The organism is Arthrobacter antioxidans (assembly GCF_023100725.1).
In the GTDB taxonomy this organism is placed as follows: Bacteria; Actinomycetota; Actinomycetes; order Actinomycetales; family Micrococcaceae; genus Arthrobacter_D; species Arthrobacter_D antioxidans.
This window is the reverse complement of sequence record NZ_CP095501.1, coordinates 2,626,820-2,645,531: the sequence shown is the minus strand read 5'-3', so window position 1 is coordinate 2,645,531 and position 18,712 is coordinate 2,626,820. Positions and strand designations below refer to the sequence as shown.

The following is an 18,712-nucleotide window of genomic DNA, read 5'->3' as shown; positions in this document are numbered from 1 at the left end:
ACGGTGGGTAAGAATGGGGGGTATGTCCACACCACCACTTGGAACCACCGCCTCCCGCGATCTCGGCCGGGTCCTGCCCACGGGTGAGACGATCGGTCGGTACACCAGCTACCTGGATGCCCAGAAGGCCGTCGACTATCTCGCCGACAACAAGTTCGCCGTGCAGCGGGTGGCGATCGTCGGCAACGACCTGAAGACCGTGGAGCGGGTCACGGGACGCCTCAGCTACCCCCGCGTGGCGCTCGGCAGCGCGGCGACCGGCGCCTGGTTCGGCCTGTTCGTGGGACTGATCCTCAGCCTGTTCGCGGGCAGCGAGTCGGGGATCACGATCACGTCCTCGATCATCCTCGGCGCCATCTTCTGGCTGCTCTTCGGCGTCATCACCTATGCGTTCCAGCGGGGCAAGCGCGACTTCACCTCGACCAGCCAGGTCATCGCCGCGAACTACGACGTGATCGTGGAACCGGAGCTCGCCGCGGAGGCGCGCAGGATCCTGCAGCAGCTGCCCATGAACGGTCAGGCGCAGCACCCCGGCGCCAACCCCTCGGCCTGGGGGCAGGCCCCGGGCCAGCAGCCGCACCAGCCGCCGGAGCGCCCCGCCTCGTGGAACGACCCCTACGCGGGCCAGCCCCAGCCCCAGCAGCAGCCCCAGCCCCAGCAGCAGCAGCCCGGGGTGGAGGAGAGCCAGACCGCCGGTCTCGGGACCACCGGCCCCCGGCGGGGACAGTTCCCCGATCTCCCGGACGGACGGCCCCAGTACGGCGTACGCGTGGACGGCCAGGGGGCCGGCGACGAACCCCCCGCGGCGGCCCCGGCGGACGGCACGTCCACCGGAGAGCCCGCGCCGCGCGCCGACGACGACGGCGGGCACGGCTCGACCGCGGCGGGCGGACAGCGCTAGAAGCCACCGGCGCCGTCGACGGCGCCTGACGCACGAGCGACGAAGGCAGGGACCCGGCCCGGGTCCCTGCCTTCATGCTGTCGGCGCCTTCGTGCCGTCCGCCGCCGGAGGGTCGGGCTACTCGCCGGTGCTGCCCCAGATGCCGCCCATCCAGGCCTCGACGTCCTCGGGGGTGCGGGGCAGGGCCGCGCTGAGGTTGACCGGACCATCGGCCGTCATGAGGATGTCGTCCTCGATGCGCACGCCGATCCCGCGGTACTCCTCGGGGACCGCGAGATCCTCGGCCTTGAAGTAGAGGCCCGGTTCGATGGTGAACACCATGCCCTCGGTGAGGACCCCGTCGAGATAGAGCTCGCGCTTGGCCTGGGCGCAGTCGTGGACGTCCATGCCGAGGTGGTGGCTCGTGCCGTGCGGCATCCACCGCCGGTGGTGCTGGCCCTCGGGCGACAGCGCCTCCTCGAGCGTGACGGGCAGCAGTCCCCAGCTGTCCAGGTTCTCGGCGAGCACGGTGACCGCGGCGTGGTGGATCTCCCGGAACTTCCGGCCGGGCCGGGCGGCCGCGAACCCCGCGTCGGCGGCGTCGAGCACCGCCTGGTAGATCCTCCGCTGCACCTCGGTGTACCGGCCGTTGATCGGCAGGGTACGCGTGATGTCGGCGGTGTAGAGGCTCTCCGCCTCGACCCCGGCATCCAGCAGGATGAGGTCGCCGGCCCTGACGTGGCCCGTGTTGCGGATCCAGTGCAGCGTGGTGGCATTGTTGCCGGCGGCAGCGATGGTGTCGTACCCGAGGTCGTTGCCCTCCTCGCGGGCACGGGTGAAGAACGCGCCTTCCACGACGCGCTCGCCCCGCGGGTGCGTCATGGCGCGGGGGAGGGTCCTGACCACCTCGTGGAAGCCCTCGACCGTTGCGGCCACCGCCGCCTCCATCTGCTCGATCTCCCAGGCGTCCTTGACGAGCCGCAGCTCGGACAGCGCCTCGGCGAGCACGGCGTCGAGGGCGTCGGCCTGCTCGAGGTCCACCCCGGTGTTGATGCGCGAGGTGTCCACGAGGGCGTCGGCGTTGAAGTCGACCTCGCGGAGCAGCCGGATGCCGACGCCGCCGATCGCGACCACGCCGGCATCCTTCGTGATGGCGACCTCGAGTTCGGCGAGATCGGCGGTCCTCAGCGCGAGCTGGGCCTCGATCTGCGCCATGGACAGGCGCTGGCCGATCCAGAACTCGCCGTAGCGGGCGTTCGCGTAGAACTCGTCGCTGTCGCGGCCTGCGGGTTCGCGGAAGTACAGCGTGGCGGTGTGGTTGCCGCCGTCGTCGCCCGCTCCCTGCTCCACGGGCTCGAGCACGAGCACGGCGTCGGGCTCGTGGTCCAGGCCGAGGCCGGTCAGGTGCGCGAAGCCGGAATGCGGGCGGTAGCGGTAGTCCGTGTCGTTCGAGCGCACCTTGAAGGGGCCCGCGGGGATGACGATGCGCTCGCCGGGAAAGCGGTCGGAGATGGCCCGACGGCGGCGCGCCGCGTGCGGGGCGACGGGCGACGCGGCGGGGAGATCGTCGGACGCCGGCGTCCAGTTACTCGCCATGAAGGCCTTGAAGGCCTCGGAGTCGGGCCGCTGCGAGCGGTTGTCGTTCCGGTCCGAGAGGGGCTGGCCCTCGGGGGAGTCGGTGGGGTTCAGGGATGCGGTGTCGTCAGGGCTCACCCCGACATCCTCCCACCGCGACCGGACCGCGGGAAAGTCCGACCCCCTAAGATGCTTTAGGAGCTAAAGTAAATGGGTACCAGTCCATCGACGGAACGGCGGAACCATGGCAACGATCGCAGTCTTCGGCGGTACCGGGAGAACCGGCCGCCACGTCCTCGAGCAGGCCCTCGCTGCGGGGCACGAGGTCCGGGCGCTGGCGCGCTCGGCGTCGTCCGTCCGGGCTCGGGATCCCCGCCTGACCGTCGTCGAGGGCGATGTCCTGGACGCCGACGCCGTGGACCGTGTGGTCGCGGGGAGCGGCGCCGTCATCAGTGTCCTCGGGCAGGTCAAGGGGTCGCCCGCGACGCTGCAGACCGACGGCATCCGCATCATCACCGACGCGATGGCGCGCCACGGCGTGCAGCGCATCGTCTCCCTCTCGGGTGGAGGGCTGCCGGATCCCGCCCACGACAGGCCGAAGGCCGCCGACCGGATCATCCGGGTCCTCCTGAAGCTGCTGTCGCCCACGGTGCTCGAGGACGCCAAAGGGCACCTGCGCGTGCTCCGGGCGAGCGGCCTGGACTGGACGGTGGTGCGGGGGCCGCGTCTGCAGGGCACGCCGTACACCGGCGTGTACCGCGTGGGCTGGGTGGGCGTGGACGCCAGTACCTCCGTGGGGCGGGCCGACCTCGCCGAGTTCCTCCTGCGGCAGGTGGAGGACCGCACCTTCGTGCACCAGCTGCCGATGGTGAGCTACTGATGGAGGGGGTGCGGGACGCCGGGCGTGAGGAGGTCCTGGCGGAGGCGATCGACGCCATGGCGGCACTGACCCGGGAACTCGCCGCGGCGGGTTCCTACCCGTTCCGCGAACGGCGGCTCGGCCGGGCGCAGATGACCCTCCTGTACCGCCTGTCCCGCACCGACGGCCTCGGTGCCGGCGCGCTCGCCGCCGTGCTCGGCATCACCCCTGGTGCCGTGAGCCAGCATGTGGACCACCTCCGTCAGGCGGGCCTCGTGACGGTCGAGGTGGATCCACTCGATGCGCGGGCCCGGATCGTCACGCTGACGGGCAAGGCACGCGCGGAGGTCCACGAGTTCCAGCGCGGCTGGATCGACGCCATCGCGCCGCGCTTCGATGCCCTGAGCACCGACGATGTGCGCGACCTGCGCCGGCTGCTGTCCCTCGTCCGGCCCTCGGACGGGACCACGCCGTGAGGGCCGCAGGGTTCTACCGGTACGGTGGGCCCGATGAACTGGTGGTCCTGGAGCGCCGGCGTCCCGCGCCCGCCGCCGGCGAGGTGCTCATCCGTGTGTCCGCCGCGGGCGTCAACCCGGCGGACACCCACCTCCGCGCCGGTCACCTGCGGCGCTTCCTGCGACTCCGGCTCCCGTTCGTCCCCGGGTGCGACGGCGCCGGCACGGTGGTCGCGCTCGGCGACGGCGTGAAGGGCCTGGCGGTCGGCGATGCGGTCATCGCGATGGCGTCTCCCCGGCAGGGCGGCATGTACGGCGAGTTCGCCGCCCTGCCCGCGGACCAGTGCGCGCTCGCCCCGGCCGGGGGGACCCTGGACACCGCAGCGGGCCTGCCCGTGGCCGGGACCACCGCGCTGCAGGCACTGCGGGACAGGGCCCGCGTCTCCCGGGGGCAGACCGTCCTCGTGTACGGAGCCTCGGGTGGCGTGGGCACCATGGCCGTGCAGATCGCGGCCGCGCTCGGGTGCGAGGTGACGGCGGTGGCGAGCGGGCCCAATCTCCCGATGCTCCGGGGTCTCGGCGCGCGCGTGGTCCTCGACTACACGGACCCTGCGTTCCCCGGCCATGAGGGCACCTACGACGTCGTCCTCGACGCGGTGGGCAGGCTCGAGGCAGCGCTCGCCGACCGTTTCACCGCGCCGCGGGGCGTCCTCGTGACCATGAGGCCGCCGGCGATCCTGCGTCACCCCTCGTGGCTGCTGCCCTGCAGCGGGCGCCGTGCCGTCACCGTCATGGCCCGGCCCCGGCGCCGGGACCTCGACGAGCTCGTCCGCCTCGTCGACGCCGGAAAGCTGCGCGTCGTCGTCGACGCGGTCTATCCGCTCGCGGAGGCCGCGGAGGCGCACCGCCGGAGCGAGGACGGGCACGTGGCGGGAAAGGTGATCCTGGTGACCGGTTCCTCGGGAGACTGACGGCGCGGCGGTCCGGAGGGTCGCACGCGCCCTGACCGGGCCCGCGCCGCGGTGCGCGTAGATTGGACCCGGTGAGAATCGATCTGCACACGCATTCCAACGTCTCGGACGGCACCGAGGACCCCGACGTCCTCATCGGGTCCGCGGCAGCGGCCGGCCTCGACGCCGTCGCCCTCACCGACCACGACTCGACCGCCGGGTGGGACCGCGCACGGGCCGCAGCCACCGCCCTCGGCATCACCTTCATCCCCGGGATGGAGGTGTCCTGCCAGACGGACACGGGCATCAGCGTGCATGTGCTGTCCTACCTGCACGACCCGCTGCATCCCGGGCTGCTCACCGAGATCGAGAAGTCGAGGACCGCCCGCCTGACCCGCGCACACCGCATGGTCGAACTCATGGCGGAGGACTTCCCGATCACCTGGGAGCTCGTGGAGCAGCACGTGACGGAGGGTGCCACCGTGGGGCGGCCGCACATCGCCGACGCGCTGATCACGCTCGGCATCGTCTCCACGCGATCCGAGGCCTTCGACCGCATCCTGACCGCGCGCTCACCCTACTGGGTCAGCCACTACGCACCCCATCCCGCGGACGCCGTCGCCCTCATCCGCGACGCCGGCGGCGTCCCCGTCTTCGCCCACCCGTCGGCCTTCACCCGCGGGGCGGTGGCGGGCGGGGCCGTCCTCGACGAGATGATCGACGCCGGACTGCTGGGCCTCGAGGTGGAGCACCGGGACAACCCGGAGAGCGCGCGCGTGAAGCTGCGGCAGATCGCGCGGGACCGCGGTCTCCTGATGACCGGCTCGAGCGACTACCACGGGCGCGGGAAGCCGAACCTGCTCGGCGAGAACACGACGACGGCCGAGACGCTCGATGCCATCCTGTCCCTCGCCACGGGAGCGGCAGTCGGTTAGGACCCGGGGCGGTGACGGAGGGCCTCCGTCACCGGCGGGATCACCGCGCGGCAGGTGCGACCACGACGGCCGGCGAGCCCTGATTGACCGGGTTGGGCGTGGACGAGGGTGCGACCACCCCGAACTCGTAGCCCTCGGCCCGCAGTGCGTCGATGGTGGACGCCAGGTAGGTCCACTGCGACGCGGGGCAGGACAGGACGTCCTCCGCGTCGTGGAGCAGGATGATCGCGCCGGGCGCCGCCTCCGCCATCACGAACTCCTGGACGCCCGCCGCACCGGGGCATTCGAAGTCGCCGGGATTGCCGACGTCCCACCGCCAGAGGACGCCACCGCTCATGCCGATGCTGGTGAGGTAGTTCGTCGCGTAGGAGGTGCTGTTGCCGTACGGGAAGCGCATGAGTGCGGGGGTCTCACCGGTGATGGCCTCGATGGCAGCGTTGGTGCGGTCGATCTGCTGCTTCTGCCTCGACGCGCTGATCCCGGTGAAATCGGGGTGGTCCCACGAGTGGTTGCCGATCACGTGCCCCTCGGCCTTGATCCGGCGGAGGAGGTCGGGGTACTGCTGCGCGTTGGAGCCCTGGACGAAGAACGTCGCCTTGACGTTCTTCTGCTTGAGGACCTCGAGGACGAACGCGGTGCGCTGGGGCGTGGGCCCGTCGTCGAAGGTCAGGCCGATGAGGGGCTTGTCGGCGGCCTGTGCCGGTGACATGGGGCCGCCGACCAGCAGTGCGAGGACCAGGCTCGCGACGGCCAGGGCGGTGACGGCGATCTTGTTCTTCTTCATGGTGCTCAGCTCCCGTTCTCGACAGTTGGGTCCAGCCGTGCTCGAGGAGCACACTACGACTGCCGGGAGGCACTGTAAACACTCGAGCGCGAAGGATCGGCGTGGCGTGGTACGCGTCTTCCTCCGGCCGGTACGCCCCCACGTGGGCGGCAGACCGGGGGACGGCCCGGCCCGCGGCGGCGTCAGGTCCAGGCCGCCAGGCGGGTACGCATGACGTCGATGGCCTGCGGGTTGCTGTCCACGCACACGAAGCGACGCCCCAGTTTCCCCGCGACGGCGCCGAGCGTCCCCGACCCTGCGAAGAAGTCCAGCACCCAGTCGCCCTCACGGCTGCTCGCCGCCACCGCGCGGCGCAGCAGGCCCTCCGGCTTCTGGGTGGGGTAACCCGTCTTCTCCCGGCCCGTGGGAGACACGATGGTGTGCCACCAGACGTCCGTCGGCAGTTTGCCGAGGGCCGCCTTCTCGGCCGTCACCAGGCCCGGTGCCATGTACGGCTCGCGGTCCACCTCGGCGCTGTCGAAGTGGTAACCGGACGGGTTCTTCACGTACACGAGGATGTTGTCGTGCTTCGCGGGCCACCTGCGCTTCGCCCGGGCACCGTAGTCGTAGGCCCAGATGATCTCGTTCAGGAAGGACTCCCGCCCGAACAGGGCGTCCAGCATCACCTTGGCGTAGTGCACCTCGCGGTAGTCCAGGTGCACGTAGAGGGTGCCGTCGTCGGCGAGGAGCCGCCAGGCCTCGGCGAGGCGCGGCGCCAGGAAGTCCCAGTAGTCCTCGAAGGCGTCGTCGTAGCTCGCGAGCACCCCCTTGACCGTCGAGTAGGACATGCCCTTGAACCCCACACGGTCTCCGGATCCTCCGACCGCCCGCACCATGGTGGTCTGCTGGCGGCGCTGGACCCGCCCGGTGTTGAACGGCGGATCGACGTAGATCATGGTGAAGGCGGCGTCGGGCAGCAGGGCGAGGTACTCCGCGTTGTCCGCGTGCACGACGAGGTTGGCGCCGTCCGGGCTCCAGGCGGGAACCTCGGACGGCGCAGGAAGCTCGGTCACCGAGCGCTAGTCGTCTGCGCCGCCGGCAGGATTCGCGACGACCTCGCCGTTGCGGCGGCGGGTCCGGCTGCGGCGCGGCCGGTCACCCGACGGCGCGTCGCCCTCGGCCCGTCGGCGTCCGCCACCGCTGGCGGCGCCGTCCGATGCTGCCTGGGCGTCCTGGCCTGCCGGCGCGTCGGTGTCCTGGCTCCGGTTGCCTCCGCGGCCGCGCGAGCCGCGCGAGCCCCCGCCCGACCCGTCGCCTGCGTCGCCGTCGCGGCGCTGGCCGCGGCCACCGGACTGCGACCGCCCGCGTCCGCTGTCGCGTCCGCCCTCGTTCCTGCCGTCGCTCCGTGCATCAGGGCGTCCGCCGCCGCGCTTGCCGGTCTCCCCGAGGTCCTCGAGCACCTCGGCGTTGATGCCCGCGAGCCTGCGGTCCTTGCGGGGCAGGCGTCCCCTGGTGCCCTCCGGGATGTCGAGCTCCAGGTACAGGTGCGGTGACGACGAGTAGGTCTCCACCGGCTCCGGGGCGTCGAGTCCGAGGGCCTTGTTGATGAGCCCCCAGCGCGGGAGGTCGTCCCAGTCCACGAAGGTGACCGCCGTGCCCTTCTTGCCGGCGCGGCCCGTACGGCCCACGCGGTGCAGGTAGGCCTTCTCGTCCTCGGGGCACTGGTAGTTGATGACGTGGGTGATGTCCTCGACGTCGATGCCGCGGGCGGCCACCTCGGTGGCGACGAGGACGTCGATCTTGTCGCCGCGGAAGGCACGCAGCGCCTGCTCGCGGGCGCCCTGGCCGAGGTCGCCGTGGATGGCGCCGGCGGCGAAGCCGCGGTCGATGAGCTCCTCGGAGAGCTTCGCGGCGGTGCGCTTGGTCTTGCAGAAGATGATCGTGCGTCCGCGGTGCCGGGACTGGAGGATCCGGGCGACGACCTCGGCCTTGTCCAGGTTGTGGGCACGGTAGATGACCTGGCGGATGTCCTTCTTGGTGATGCCCTCGTCCTCGGGGTCCGCGGCCCGGATGTGCGTGGGCTGCGTCATGTACCGGCGGGCCATCGCGATGACGGGGCCGGGCATGGTCGCGGAGAACAGGAGTGTCTGGCGCACCGGGGGCGTCGCGGCGATGAGCGTCTCGACGTCGGGCAGGAAGCCGAGGTCCAGCATCTCGTCGGCCTCGTCCAGCACCACGATCTTCACGTTCTTGAGGACGAGCAGCTTCTGCTTGTACAGGTCGATCAGGCGCCCGGGCGTTCCGACGACGATCTCGACGCCCTTCTGGATGGCCTCGATCTGGGGCTCGTACGCGCGTCCGCCGTAGATGGTGACGATGCGCGCGTTGCGCTTCTTCGCCGCCGTCGTCAGGTCGCTCGCGACCTGGACCGCGAGCTCGCGGGTCGGGACGACGACGAGCGCCTGCGGGGCGCCGGGGACCGGGAGCCGGTCGTAGCCCTCGTCCTCGGGGCCGACGACGCGCTGGATCGCAGGGATGCCGAACCCGAGGGTCTTGCCCGTGCCGGTCTTCGCCTGGCCGATGATGTCGTGGCCGCCCAGGGCGATCGACAGGGTCATCGCCTGGATCGGGAACGGGTGGATGATGCCGGCGTCGGCGAGGGACTCGACGATGTCGGGGCGGACGTTGAAGTCCGCGAAGGTCTCCGGCACGGCCGCGTGCGGCTCCGCGGTGCTGACCAGCGTCTCCTCGACGTCGATGGCGTCGGGGGAGTTGTCCGCGACGAGGTGGTGGCCGTCGGCCGCCGCGGTGTCGCCGGCGCCTGGGTTCGTATCGTGGTGTGTGTTCTGCACGTTCTACCGTTCATTCAGGCCGAGCGGCCGCTGAGGCTCGACGGATCGGATGGGTTTCATCCGGTGCGGAGCCTATCGGCGGGCGCAGGGCGTCCAGTGGAAGCCGATCGCGGGCTTGCGACTGCGTGCGGGCGGCGGAGTGAGACCTGCGCCTGCGGGGAAACTCGGGATCGAGTAGGTACTGCGGGTTATCGAGGGATAACGACCGGGCATCCATTACTACACGCCAAGACTACCCTGCCCGTCCCCTGCGCGGCGTCATCGCGGGCTCCGTGCGGGCGCGTCCGTCGGCTTCACCTCGAAGCGGATGCGCCGGCGCGCGATGTCCGCTTCCAGCAGGACCACCGTGACGCGCTCGCCGGCCGCCAGTTCGCCGTAGCACGTCGCCTCGAGCGCGGGGTCGGTGATCTGCACGGTCCCGGACAGGCGGGGTGCCTGCTTCCCGGGGGCCTCCTCGATCGCCGGGGGAGAGCCCTGCAGGACGACGGCGGAGAAGGCCTCGCCGATGCGGTTGCTCAGCAGCGCAGCCTGCACCGCGTCCATGGCCCCCGAATCGAGGCGCGAGGCCGTCTGGTTCGAGGACGCCATGAGTGCGTTGAGCTCGGGCAGGGCCGCCCGCACCCAGGCCGGCACCTCGGTGCCCCTGCACAGCGACTCGCACGTCACGAGCACGAAGCGGTCCACGAGCCGCCGCAGGGGAGCGGTGGCATGCGCGTACGGCGCGGCGATGGCCGACTGCACGACGGCGTCCGGCACCTCTCCGTCGAACGCCGTGTACCCCGCGCCGCGGAACAGCGACGCCGCGGCATGCATGAGGGCCAGCTGGCGGGGGACGGTGACGTCGAGGGTGCGGAGGAAGGCCCCGTAGGGCATGTGCGCGGGCCAGGGGTGGTCGAGCGCCTCGGACTGGCGCCGGAACTTGCCGAGGGCGCCGTCGTCCGGCGCGGGCATGGTCCGCAGGATGCCGATGCCGCCGTCGATCATCATGCGTGCCGCGGCCATGCCCGTCATGAGTGAGATCTGGGCGTTCCAGTCCTCGCACGGCAGGGCCGGTTCCGTGACGATGCCGTAGCTTCCGCCGGCGTAGATGATCTCCTGGCGTGGCAGGTTGAGGCTCGCGCCCCCGCGGGCGAGTTCCTGCCGGATGCGGAGCAGGCCGATCTCCTGCAGGAGCGTGAGCTGCCCGTCCGCGGTGCCGGCGTCGATCTCCGCCTGCACCTGCGCATACGTGAGTTGACGGCGGCTGCGGACGGTGGCGCGGCGGACCGTGGCGGATTCGACCTCCGCGGCGGCGTCCAGCAGGAAGTGCCACACGAACGCGGGGCGGTCGCGGTCCGGGAGCAGGCTCGCCGCGTCCTCCGAGATGACCTCCGGGTGGAGCGAGATCCGCCCGTCCGGCGCGTACAGGGTCTGCCCGCGGAGCCTCGCCTCGGCGTCGATCGCCCCACCGGCACCGACGAAGAGCGGGACGTCGGCGATGGCGTACCGGACCTCGTACCCTGCGGCGCCGGAGCTCCGGCGCGCGAAGTGGACGGCCTGGTCGAGGTCGGTGGAGCCGGGCGGGTCGATCGTGAGGAAGGGCAGGGCACGGAGGTCGGTGGACGGCAGGGTGTGCGCGGCGACCGAGGTGTCCGCCTCCCGCAGGACCTCCTCGGGGAACTGCTCGCGGATGCCGAGTTCCTCACGCAGGGATCGCAGCGACTCGGTGAGGCGCTGGTGGGACTCCCGATCCCTGAGGTCCATATGCTGTGCGGGCACAGGCAATACGGTAATGCACGTCACAGGGATCCGGCAGTCGCACAAGGCGCCGCCGGGTTCCAGGACTCCCGGGGGCGAAGCGACTCCACGGCCTTCAGCACGCGGCGCCGCCGCGTGTCCGGTCCCTCCGCCTGCTCGACCGGCAGGACGAGGCCCGGACCGTCCGGGACGGCGACGGCGGGATCCCCCGGCGGGGCGGGGCCGCTTGCCGCACCTTTCGGAGTGCGTAGTGTTAGCAGAATGAACAACGGCTCCTCCGACAGCACCGCCCTCTCGGCAACCGAACGGAACCGGGCCGGGTCCGCCCGGCCCCCGGAGGCCGCGCCCGGGAGCCAGCCCGCCGCGCCGGCTCCCGCCGGTGCCACGAGTGGCACCGCTGCGCAGGCGGGCGATGCGTCTCCGGTCCCCGCGGCCCAGGCCGCGGCGGGCACCGTTCCGGCCACCGCCGAGGACGCGCTGGCGAATCCCGTCTATGCGCGCTTCGTCACCGACCTGCTCGGCGTCGTCGCCTACGGGGAACTGTCCGGCTTCGAGCGCCTGTCCTCGGACGCACGGTTCTCCCCGAGCCTCGCCGACCGTGCGAGCCTCGGCCGCCTCGCCGTCCAGGAGTTCGAGCACTTCGAGCTGGTGGGCCGGTTCGTGGCCGGGCTGGGCGTCACGATCGAGGAGGCGATGGCACCCTTCCAGGCCTCGATCGACGCCTTCCACGAACGCACCCGCCCGGGCGACTGGTACGAGTCGCTCATGAAGGCCTACGTCCTCGACGCCTTCTCCGGGGACTTCTACCGCTCACTGGCGGACACCCTCGATCCGCGCACGCGTGAGCTCCTCTGCACCATCGACTCCGGGGAGGGGGCCGCCCACCTGCAGCGCCGCCTGAAGGAGGCACTCTCCGACGATCCCCGCCTCGCATCCCGCCTCGCCCTCTGGGGGCGCCGGCTCGTGGGCGAGGCGCTGACCCAGGCGCAGCGCGTGGGCATCGAACGCGAGTACCTGGCAGGGATCCTGTTCGCCGACGCGGCCCACACGCAGCACTCGACGGCGCTGTACTCCCAGCTCACCCGCAACCACTCGCGGCGCATGAGCGCGCTGGGGCTCACCGCGTAGGAAACGGCCCCGACGCAGGAGGACCCGCAGCCGGTGGCTGCGGGTCCTCCTGTCGCCGGTCCTGCTGCTCACCGGCGGTCGTGCGGGTATCGGGTCCTGCTAGAGCGCACCGAACCCGACGCGGCGGGTCTCCTCGGCGCCGATCTCGACATAGCCGAGGACGCCCGTCGGGACGATCACGAGGCGGCCCTTGGAATCCTTGAGCCGCAGCTCCGTCCCCGTCAGGGCCTGCCCCACCAGTTCGGCGATGGCGTCCGCGCTCTCGGAGGACTCGAGGATGATCTCCCGGTTGACGTTCTGGATACCGATCTTGATTTCCACGGCGCGTGCCTCCTGTTGTATGAGCCTGGTACTGCTTCGAAACCTACCCTAGATCTCCTTGGGGAAACGGCTGATTCCGCGCCAAGCTAAACGGTAGATCAGCTCCGCGGCGGCATCGATGTCCAGGCTTCCGTCGGTCTCCAGCCAGTAGCGCGCGCTGATCTGCGCCATGCCGGCCAGGCCGCGGCCCAGCAGGGTCGCCTCCACCATCGACAGCTGGGTGTCGCCGGCGATCACCCCGGCGATCGCGCCCGCGAAGTGGGCGTTGAAGGCCTCCAGCCGGCTGCTGACGTCGGGCTCGTTGCTGATGTCCGATTCGAAGACCAGCCGGTGTGCCCTGCTGTCCTGCGCGATGAACTGGAAGTAGGCGCGCATGGTCGCGTGCACGCGCAGCTTGTTGTCGTCGGTGGAGCGCAGCGCGTCGACCAGCAGCTGCGTCAGCTCGGCCAGGTGGCTGTCCAGCAGCGCGAGGTAGAGGTCCCGCTTGCCGGGGAAGTGCTGGTAGAGCACGGGCTTGCTCACCCTGGCGGCCACCGCGATGTCGTCCATCGCGGCCCCGTGGTAGCCGTGGGCGACGAAGACCTCCTGGGCTGCCGCCAGGAGCTGGCGACGGCGCTCGTCCCGCGGGAGCCGGACGGCTTTTCCGGCGGCGGTCGGTTCAACACTCACGTCAGGAGTTCCTCGGTTCAGCGGGCGGGGGGCGTCGGTCCAGTTTACCCACCTGCCGCGGCTGGCCCGGCCCCGCCGGCGCGGAATACCCTTGGGCATGACCGCTTCCACTTCGTCCGCGCACGCCCCCGAGAACAGCCCGGCGGGCCTGCCGCCCCTGGTCGACGCCGTGGGGAGCCTGACCCGGGAGGAGACGCTGCGCTACTCGCGGCACCTCATCATCCCCGGGTTCGGCACCGAGGCTCAGTTGCGGCTGAAGAACGCCCGCGTCCTCGTGATCGGCGCCGGAGGGCTCGGCTCGCCCGCCCTCTTGTACCTCGCGGCGGCGGGCGTGGGCACGCTGGGCATCGTGGACGACGACGACGTCGAGCTCTCCAACCTGCAGCGCCAGGTCATCCACGGCGTCCCGGACCTCGGCCGGCCGAAGGCCGAATCCGCCCGCGACAGCATCCTCGCGCTGAACCCGCTGGTCGAGGTGGTCCTGCACAGGGAGAGGCTCGACAACTCCAACGCCCTCGCGCTCTTCTCCGGGTACGACCTCATCGTCGACGGCACGGACAACTTCGCCACGCGCTACCTCGTCAACGACGCGGCAGCCATCCTGGGCAAGCCCTACGTCTGGGGGTCCATCCTGCGGTTCGACGGCCAGGTCAGCGTCTTCTGGCAGGACCGCGGTCCCACCTACCGCGACCTGTACCCGGATGCCCCGCCACCCGGGTCCGTCCCCTCCTGCGCGGAGGGCGGCGTGCTGGGCGTCCTGTGCGCGCAGATCGGGTCCGTGATGGTGAACGAGGCCATCAAGCTCATCACCGGCGTCGGCAGGACCCTCCTCGGCCGGGTGCTGGTGTTCGACGCCCTGGACATGAGCTGGCGGGAGGTGCGCGTGAGGCCGGACCCGACGGCCCCGCGCATCACCGAGCTGATCGACTACGAGCAGTTCTGCGGACTCCCGTCCGCCTCCACGTCCGCGTCCGCTGCGGCGGAGGATGCCGAGGAGGTGCCGACCGTGTCCGTCGAGGAACTTGCGGAGCTCCTCGCCGCGCGATCGGCCGGTTCGGCGGATTTCGACCTGCTGGACGTCCGGAATCCGGAGGAGTACGCGATCGTGAGCATCGACGGCGCGGTGCTGGTCCCGAAGCCCCTGATCCTCGACGGCGCCGCGGCCGTGGACGGCGCGAGGACCGTCTACGTGCATTGCAAGTCCGGGATCCGCTCCGCCGACGTCGTGCGCCACCTCCGCAGCAGGGGCCACCGGGACGTCTGGTCGGTGGACGGAGGCATCATCGAGTGGGTGCGCGCCATCGAACCGCAGAAGATGACCTACTAGGAACCGGCGGACCCTGCCGGGGCGCGGGGACCGTCACCGGCGCCGGGGGTCAGGCGCTCTGCGCCGGCCGCTCGTGGTCCACGGGACACACGGCGCCCTCGGGATGCGTATGGCCGCCGTGGGCAGCGGCAGGCGCTGCCGGGGCGGCGGGTGCTGCCGACGGCGCGGGCATCACGTCGATGCCGTAGAGCGCCTCGAGGGCTGCGGTGTACTCGTCCTGGCGTCCCTCGGCGGCGAGCTCGCGGGCACGGACCGTGGGGACGTGCAGGAGCTGGCGGACCATGCGCCGCAGGGCGAACTCGACCTCCTCCGCGGCGGCGGTGCAGCCGTGCTGGGCGCGGACGCGCTCCATCTCCGCGTCGAGGACGGTCTGCGTGTGCCGGCGGAGGGCCACGATGGCCGCGTTCATCGCCCGCGTGGCCTGCTGTTCCTCGAAGGAGCGCGCAGCCTCGCGCACGAGGTCACTCGCCTGCGCCAGAGCGTCGGCCTGCTCCTCGGGCGCCGCAACGCGGACGGATTCGAGGGTGATGAGCTCGACGTCGTCGAGGTTCGCCACGGCGGGGTCGAAGTCGTGGCTGAGGGCGAGGTCGATGATCACGAGCGGGCGGTCGCTGCCCTCGCGCACCCGCTCGATGTCGGCGGCGTCGATGCGGGCATCACTGCCGCTGCAGCCGATGACGACGTCCGCCCGGCCCATGGCGCCCGGCAGGTCCGCGGCGGCGAGGGCGGTCCCTCCGCGGGTCGCGACGAAGGCGTCGGCCCGCCCGGACGAGGAGAAGACCGAGACGTCGGTGCACCCCTTGTCCCGGAGGGCCGCCATCGTGGCGCCCGCATAGGCTCCCGTCCCGAACAGCACCACGGTCTTGGCCGACCACTCGGGATCCTCGGAGAGGTCGCCCGCCAGTTCGAGGGCCACGGACACGATGGACCGGCCCCGGCTGCCGAGTGCCGTCTGCGCGCCGACGTCCTTCGCGGTCCGGGACGCAGCCTGGAAGAGGCGGACGAGGCCGCCGCTGGCGGCACCCGAGCCCTGGGCCTCGATGAGCGCACGCCGGACCTGGCCGGCGATCTCCCGTTCCCCGATGACCGCGGAGTCGAGCCCGGCGCCGACGGCGAAGAGGTGCTCGGCCACGTCCTGGCCGGTATGCGTCTCGAAGGACGAGGACACCGACTGCTCGGGGATGCCCGAATACTCGCTGATGGTCGCCACGATCGCGGAGCGGGCGGCCTCGACGTCCTCCTCGGACGGGGCTTCGGCGTAGATCTCGAAGCGGTTGCAGGTCGCGAGGACCACGGCGCCCGAGACGGACCGGTCCCCGGCGAGCGCAGCAGAAGGGACCTGGGGGGCCCCGACACTGAGTCGGGCCACGGTTTCCAGGTCCACGTTCGAATGGGTCGCTACGAGCGAAAGAAGTACCACAGCGTTCCGATCATATCGAGCACAGGCTCCCTGCACCGAATAGGCAAGGCTTACCCGAGGATTGCCTTCCGCGGAATCCTGCGGGAAACTGCCCCTCGCGGGCAGGGTGATGTTGGCCACGCCGGGCCCGCGCGGGCGGCCCCGGTTATCCATCCCGGAGGATCTTCGGCAGAATCGGCGGTATGGACCTTGGAGCATCGCACCCGCTGGTCGACGGACGTACGTCGGGATCGGCCCTCATCTCCGCCTACCGGGGCCAGGCTCCGCATCGGCGCCCCGTCTGGTTCATGCGCCAGGCCGGACGGTCGCTGCCGGAATACCGCGCCCTGCGCAAGGGCACCGACATGCTGGAGTCCTGCCTCGATCCGGGGATGGCGTCGGAGATCACCCTCCAGCCCGTGCGACGCCATGATGTGGACGCGGCGATCTTCTTCTCCGACATCGTGATCCCGCTCAAGCTGGCCGGGGTCGACGTCGACATCGTGCCCGGCGTGGGGCCCGTCCTCGGCGCGCCCATCCGGTCCGCCGCCGACGTCGCCGCCCTGCCCACGCTGACGGACGAGGCGCTGGAGCCGATCCGGCAGGCCGTGGCCCTCACGGTCGCCCAGCTGGGCTCCACCCCGCTCATCGGTTTCGCGGGTGCCCCCTTCACGCTGGCGGCCTACATGGTGGAGGGCAAGCCGTCCCGCGACCACCTCGGTCCGCGCACCATGATGCACGCCGACCCGGACACGTGGCGCGCCCTGACCGAGTGGGCGGCGGACGCCTCCGGCATGTTCCTGCGAGCCCAGCTGGAGGCCGGCGCCAGTGCCGCCCAGCTGTTCGACTCCTGGGCAGGCTCCCTCGGCCTCGCGGACTACCGCCGGCACGTGGCGCCGGCCTCCCGCAGGGCCCTCGACCATGTCCGGGGCCTCGGCGCGCCGCTGATCCACTTCGGCACCGGCACCTCGGAGCTGCTCGTCGCGATGCACGAGGTCGGGGTGGACGTCATCGGCGTCGACTACCGGCTGCCCCTCGACGAGGCGAACCGTCGCCTCGGCGGGACAGTGCCCCTGCAGGGCAACATCGACCCCGCCCTGCTGCCCGCACCGTGGCCCGTCCTCGAACAGCACGTCCGCGACGTCCTCGCCGCCGGGGCGTCGGCGCCGGGGCACGTGGTGAACCTCGGGCACGGCGTGCCGCCGGAGACGGACCCGGACGTCCTGACGCGCGTCGTCGACCTCATCCACTCCGTGGAGCCGTAGCCATGACGAGGGCGGCGGGCCCGGACGGCGTCCCAGCGGAGCAGGAGGGCCCTCCCGCGCCGCCGGAACGCGACCGCCCCCCGACGGTGGTCGTGGTCGGCGGTGGCATGGCGGGCCTCGTCGCGGCACGGACGCTCCTGAAGCGGGGGTTGCGCGTCACCCTCCTCGAGAAAGCGGACCGGTTCGGCGGCACGGTGGACAGCCGTGTGCTCGGCGGGTTCCAGCTCGACAGCGGCGCCGAATCCTTCTCCACGCGGTCCGCCACCGTGCCCGCGCTCGCCGTCGAGCTCGGGCTGGGCGACCGGATGGTGGTCCCCGACGCCGCGGGTGCGTGGGTGCAGCTGCCCGGCAGCGACCTCCGGGCGGCCGCGCAGCCGCTGCCGAACTCCGGGGTCCTCGGCATCCCGGCGGACCCCTCCGAACCCGCCATCAGTGCGATCCTCGGCCGCGCGGGCTCCGTCCGGGCCGCCCTCGACGAGGTCCTCCCGGTCGGTCCCCTCGCCACCCGCCCCGGGGTGAGTCTCGGGGAACTGGTCCGGACGCGGATGGGGGAGGACGTCCTCACCCGCCTGGTGGCACCGGTGGCGGGCGGGGTCTTCTCCGCCGACCCCGACGACCTCGACGTCGACTCCGTGGCGCCGGGACTGCGCGCCACCATGGGCCGACTGGGCTCGCTCGGTGCCGCGGCAGGCGCCCTGCGCCGGGCCGCTCCGGCGGGTGCCGCCGTGGGCGGTCTCGTCGGCGGCATCGCCCAGCTCCGCGACGCCCTCGTGCAGCAGCTCCGGGAGGACGGCGCGGACCTGCGGTCGAACGAGCACGTCAGCGGGATCGCCCGCTCGGGTGCCGGCTGGATCGTGACGACGGAGCACTCGGCCCTGACGCGACGCCTCCCGGCCGGCGCCGTGCTCGTGGCCACCGAGGGCAGGGGCGCCGTCGATCTCCTCGCCCCGTCCCTTCCCGCGCTGGCGGAGGAGCGGCCCGATCCGGTACCCGGCGTCGCCCTCGTCACCCTGATCGTCGACGTCCCGGAGCTCGACGCCCGTCCCCGGGGTACCGGGGTGCTCGTGGCCCGTGGCGTCGAGGGTGTGGCCGCGAAGGCGCTCACCCACGCCACGGCGAAGTGGGCCTGGCTGCGGGACCAGGCCGGGCCCGGCTCCCACGTCCTCCGGCTGTCCTTCGGCCGCGTCGGGGACGAGCCCACCGCCGTCGGGCTCGCGACGCCCGACGACGCCCTCTACCGCCACGCCCTCGCCGACGCCTCGACGCTGCTCGGCGTGCCCATCGGGGAGGCCGACGTCCTCGACTGGGACGTGGTGCGCTGGGCCGGTGCACTCCCGCACGCCTCGGTGGGGCACCGGGAGCGTGTCACGCGGATCCGGGCCCTCGTCGCGGAGCAGTCGGCGTCCCTCGCGGTGACCGGCGGCTGGCTCGCCGGGACCGGGCTGGTCGCCGTCATCGACGACGCCCGGGCCCGCGCCGACGCCCTCGCGGACGCCCTGGCGGAGAGCGGCCGCACGCCCGCCGTGTGACCTTCATCTCTTCTACGTTTCGTAGAACAAAACGATTTCGGTTCGTCTCCGGGCAGGGGCAGACTAGT

Annotated in this window: 17 protein-coding genes; 9 read left to right on the top strand and 8 right to left on the bottom strand. The window is 72.1% G+C overall.

Annotation, left to right across the window (positions count from 1 at the left end):
• Positions 1–22 precede the first annotated feature (22 nt).
• A complete protein-coding gene (locus tag MWM45_RS12080) occupies positions 23–901 on the top strand; it encodes a general stress protein (RefSeq protein WP_247826654.1) in 879 nt (292 codons plus the stop codon).
• 117 nt (positions 902–1,018) lie between these two features.
• Here MWM45_RS12080 and MWM45_RS12075 read toward each other — a convergent pair whose 3' ends face one another.
• The gene (locus MWM45_RS12075) at positions 1,019–2,569 is read right to left on the bottom strand and encodes an aminopeptidase P family protein (RefSeq protein WP_418909767.1); all 1,551 of its coding nucleotides are present in this window, start codon (positions 2,567–2,569) and stop codon (positions 1,019–1,021) included.
• Positions 2,570–2,699: 130 nt separating this feature from the next.
• On the opposite strand from MWM45_RS12075, the gene MWM45_RS12070 reads away from it, so the two are divergent.
• The 4 genes from MWM45_RS12070 (at position 2,700) to MWM45_RS12055 (ending at position 5,654) form a co-directional block, all read left to right on the top strand.
• Positions 2,700–3,335 (top strand): NAD(P)-dependent oxidoreductase, encoded by a 636-nt coding sequence (locus MWM45_RS12070; protein WP_247826653.1) that lies wholly within the window; start codon positions 2,700–2,702, stop codon positions 3,333–3,335.
• The gene (locus tag MWM45_RS12065) at positions 3,335–3,790 is read left to right on the top strand and encodes a MarR family winged helix-turn-helix transcriptional regulator (protein ID WP_247826652.1); all 456 of its coding nucleotides are present in this window, start codon (positions 3,335–3,337) and stop codon (positions 3,788–3,790) included. The genes MWM45_RS12070 and MWM45_RS12065 overlap by 1 nt, the downstream gene beginning before the upstream one ends.
• A complete protein-coding gene (locus tag MWM45_RS12060) occupies positions 3,787–4,740 on the top strand; it encodes an NAD(P)-dependent alcohol dehydrogenase (RefSeq protein WP_247826651.1) in 954 nt (317 codons plus the stop codon). The genes MWM45_RS12065 and MWM45_RS12060 overlap by 4 nt, the downstream gene beginning before the upstream one ends.
• Positions 4,741–4,811: 71 nt before the next feature.
• Positions 4,812–5,654: a PHP domain-containing protein gene (locus tag MWM45_RS12055; protein WP_247826650.1), complete on the top strand. Its 843-nt coding sequence runs from the start codon at positions 4,812–4,814 to the stop codon at positions 5,652–5,654.
• Between the two features lie 40 nt (positions 5,655–5,694).
• On the opposite strand, the gene MWM45_RS12050 is transcribed toward MWM45_RS12055, so the two are convergent.
• The 4 genes from MWM45_RS12050 to MWM45_RS12035 all read right to left on the bottom strand — a co-directional run bounded on the left by MWM45_RS12050 (position 5,695) and on the right by MWM45_RS12035 (position 11,027).
• A complete protein-coding gene (locus MWM45_RS12050) occupies positions 5,695–6,438 on the bottom strand; it encodes a polysaccharide deacetylase family protein (RefSeq protein ID WP_247826649.1) in 744 nt (247 codons plus the stop codon).
• A 182-nt stretch (positions 6,439–6,620) separates the two neighbouring features.
• Positions 6,621–7,490, bottom strand: coding sequence for a DNA-methyltransferase (locus tag MWM45_RS12045; protein ID WP_247826648.1), 870 nt, complete (start codon positions 7,488–7,490; stop codon positions 6,621–6,623).
• A 6-nt stretch (positions 7,491–7,496) separates the two neighbouring features.
• Entirely contained in the window at positions 7,497–9,269 is a 1,773-nt protein-coding gene (locus tag MWM45_RS12040) for a DEAD/DEAH box helicase (protein ID WP_247826647.1), read from the bottom strand.
• A 258-nt stretch (positions 9,270–9,527) separates the two neighbouring features.
• A complete protein-coding gene (locus MWM45_RS12035) occupies positions 9,528–11,027 on the bottom strand; it encodes an RNB domain-containing ribonuclease (RefSeq protein ID WP_336296664.1) in 1,500 nt (499 codons plus the stop codon).
• Positions 11,028–11,267: 240 nt separating this feature from the next.
• On the opposite strand from MWM45_RS12035, the gene MWM45_RS12030 reads away from it, so the two are divergent.
• A complete protein-coding gene (locus MWM45_RS12030; protein ID WP_247826646.1) occupies positions 11,268–12,134 on the top strand; it encodes a ferritin-like fold-containing protein in 867 nt (288 codons plus the stop codon).
• Positions 12,135–12,233: 99 nt separating this feature from the next.
• Here the strand turns inward: MWM45_RS12030 and MWM45_RS12025 are convergent, their stop codons facing one another.
• Complete coding sequence (locus tag MWM45_RS12025) at positions 12,234–12,455, bottom strand: DUF3107 domain-containing protein (protein ID WP_043441038.1); 222 nt, start codon at positions 12,453–12,455, stop codon at positions 12,234–12,236.
• Positions 12,456–12,503: 48 nt separating this feature from the next.
• Positions 12,504–13,124 (bottom strand): TetR/AcrR family transcriptional regulator, encoded by a 621-nt coding sequence (locus MWM45_RS12020; protein ID WP_247826645.1) that lies wholly within the window; start codon positions 13,122–13,124, stop codon positions 12,504–12,506.
• 97 nt (positions 13,125–13,221) lie between these two features.
• Here MWM45_RS12020 and moeB point away from each other — a divergent pair, with 97 nt between their 5' ends.
• Complete coding sequence (moeB, locus tag MWM45_RS12015) at positions 13,222–14,451, top strand: molybdopterin-synthase adenylyltransferase MoeB (RefSeq protein ID WP_247826644.1); 1,230 nt, start codon at positions 13,222–13,224, stop codon at positions 14,449–14,451.
• 49 nt (positions 14,452–14,500) lie between these two features.
• Here the strand turns inward: moeB and MWM45_RS12010 are convergent, their stop codons facing one another.
• Positions 14,501–15,871 (bottom strand): glutamyl-tRNA reductase, encoded by a 1,371-nt coding sequence (locus MWM45_RS12010; RefSeq protein WP_247826643.1) that lies wholly within the window; start codon positions 15,869–15,871, stop codon positions 14,501–14,503.
• A gap of 182 nt (positions 15,872–16,053) precedes the next feature.
• Between MWM45_RS12010 and hemE the strand changes: the two genes are divergently transcribed.
• Both hemE and hemG read left to right on the top strand, forming a co-directional pair.
• Positions 16,054–17,115, top strand: a complete 1,062-nt coding sequence (hemE, locus tag MWM45_RS12005) for a uroporphyrinogen decarboxylase (RefSeq protein WP_247826642.1) — start codon at positions 16,054–16,056, stop codon at positions 17,113–17,115.
• Between the two features lie 2 nt (positions 17,116–17,117).
• A complete protein-coding gene (gene hemG / locus MWM45_RS12000; RefSeq protein ID WP_269076548.1) occupies positions 17,118–18,644 on the top strand; it encodes a protoporphyrinogen oxidase in 1,527 nt (508 codons plus the stop codon).
• Positions 18,645–18,712 lie beyond the last annotated feature (68 nt).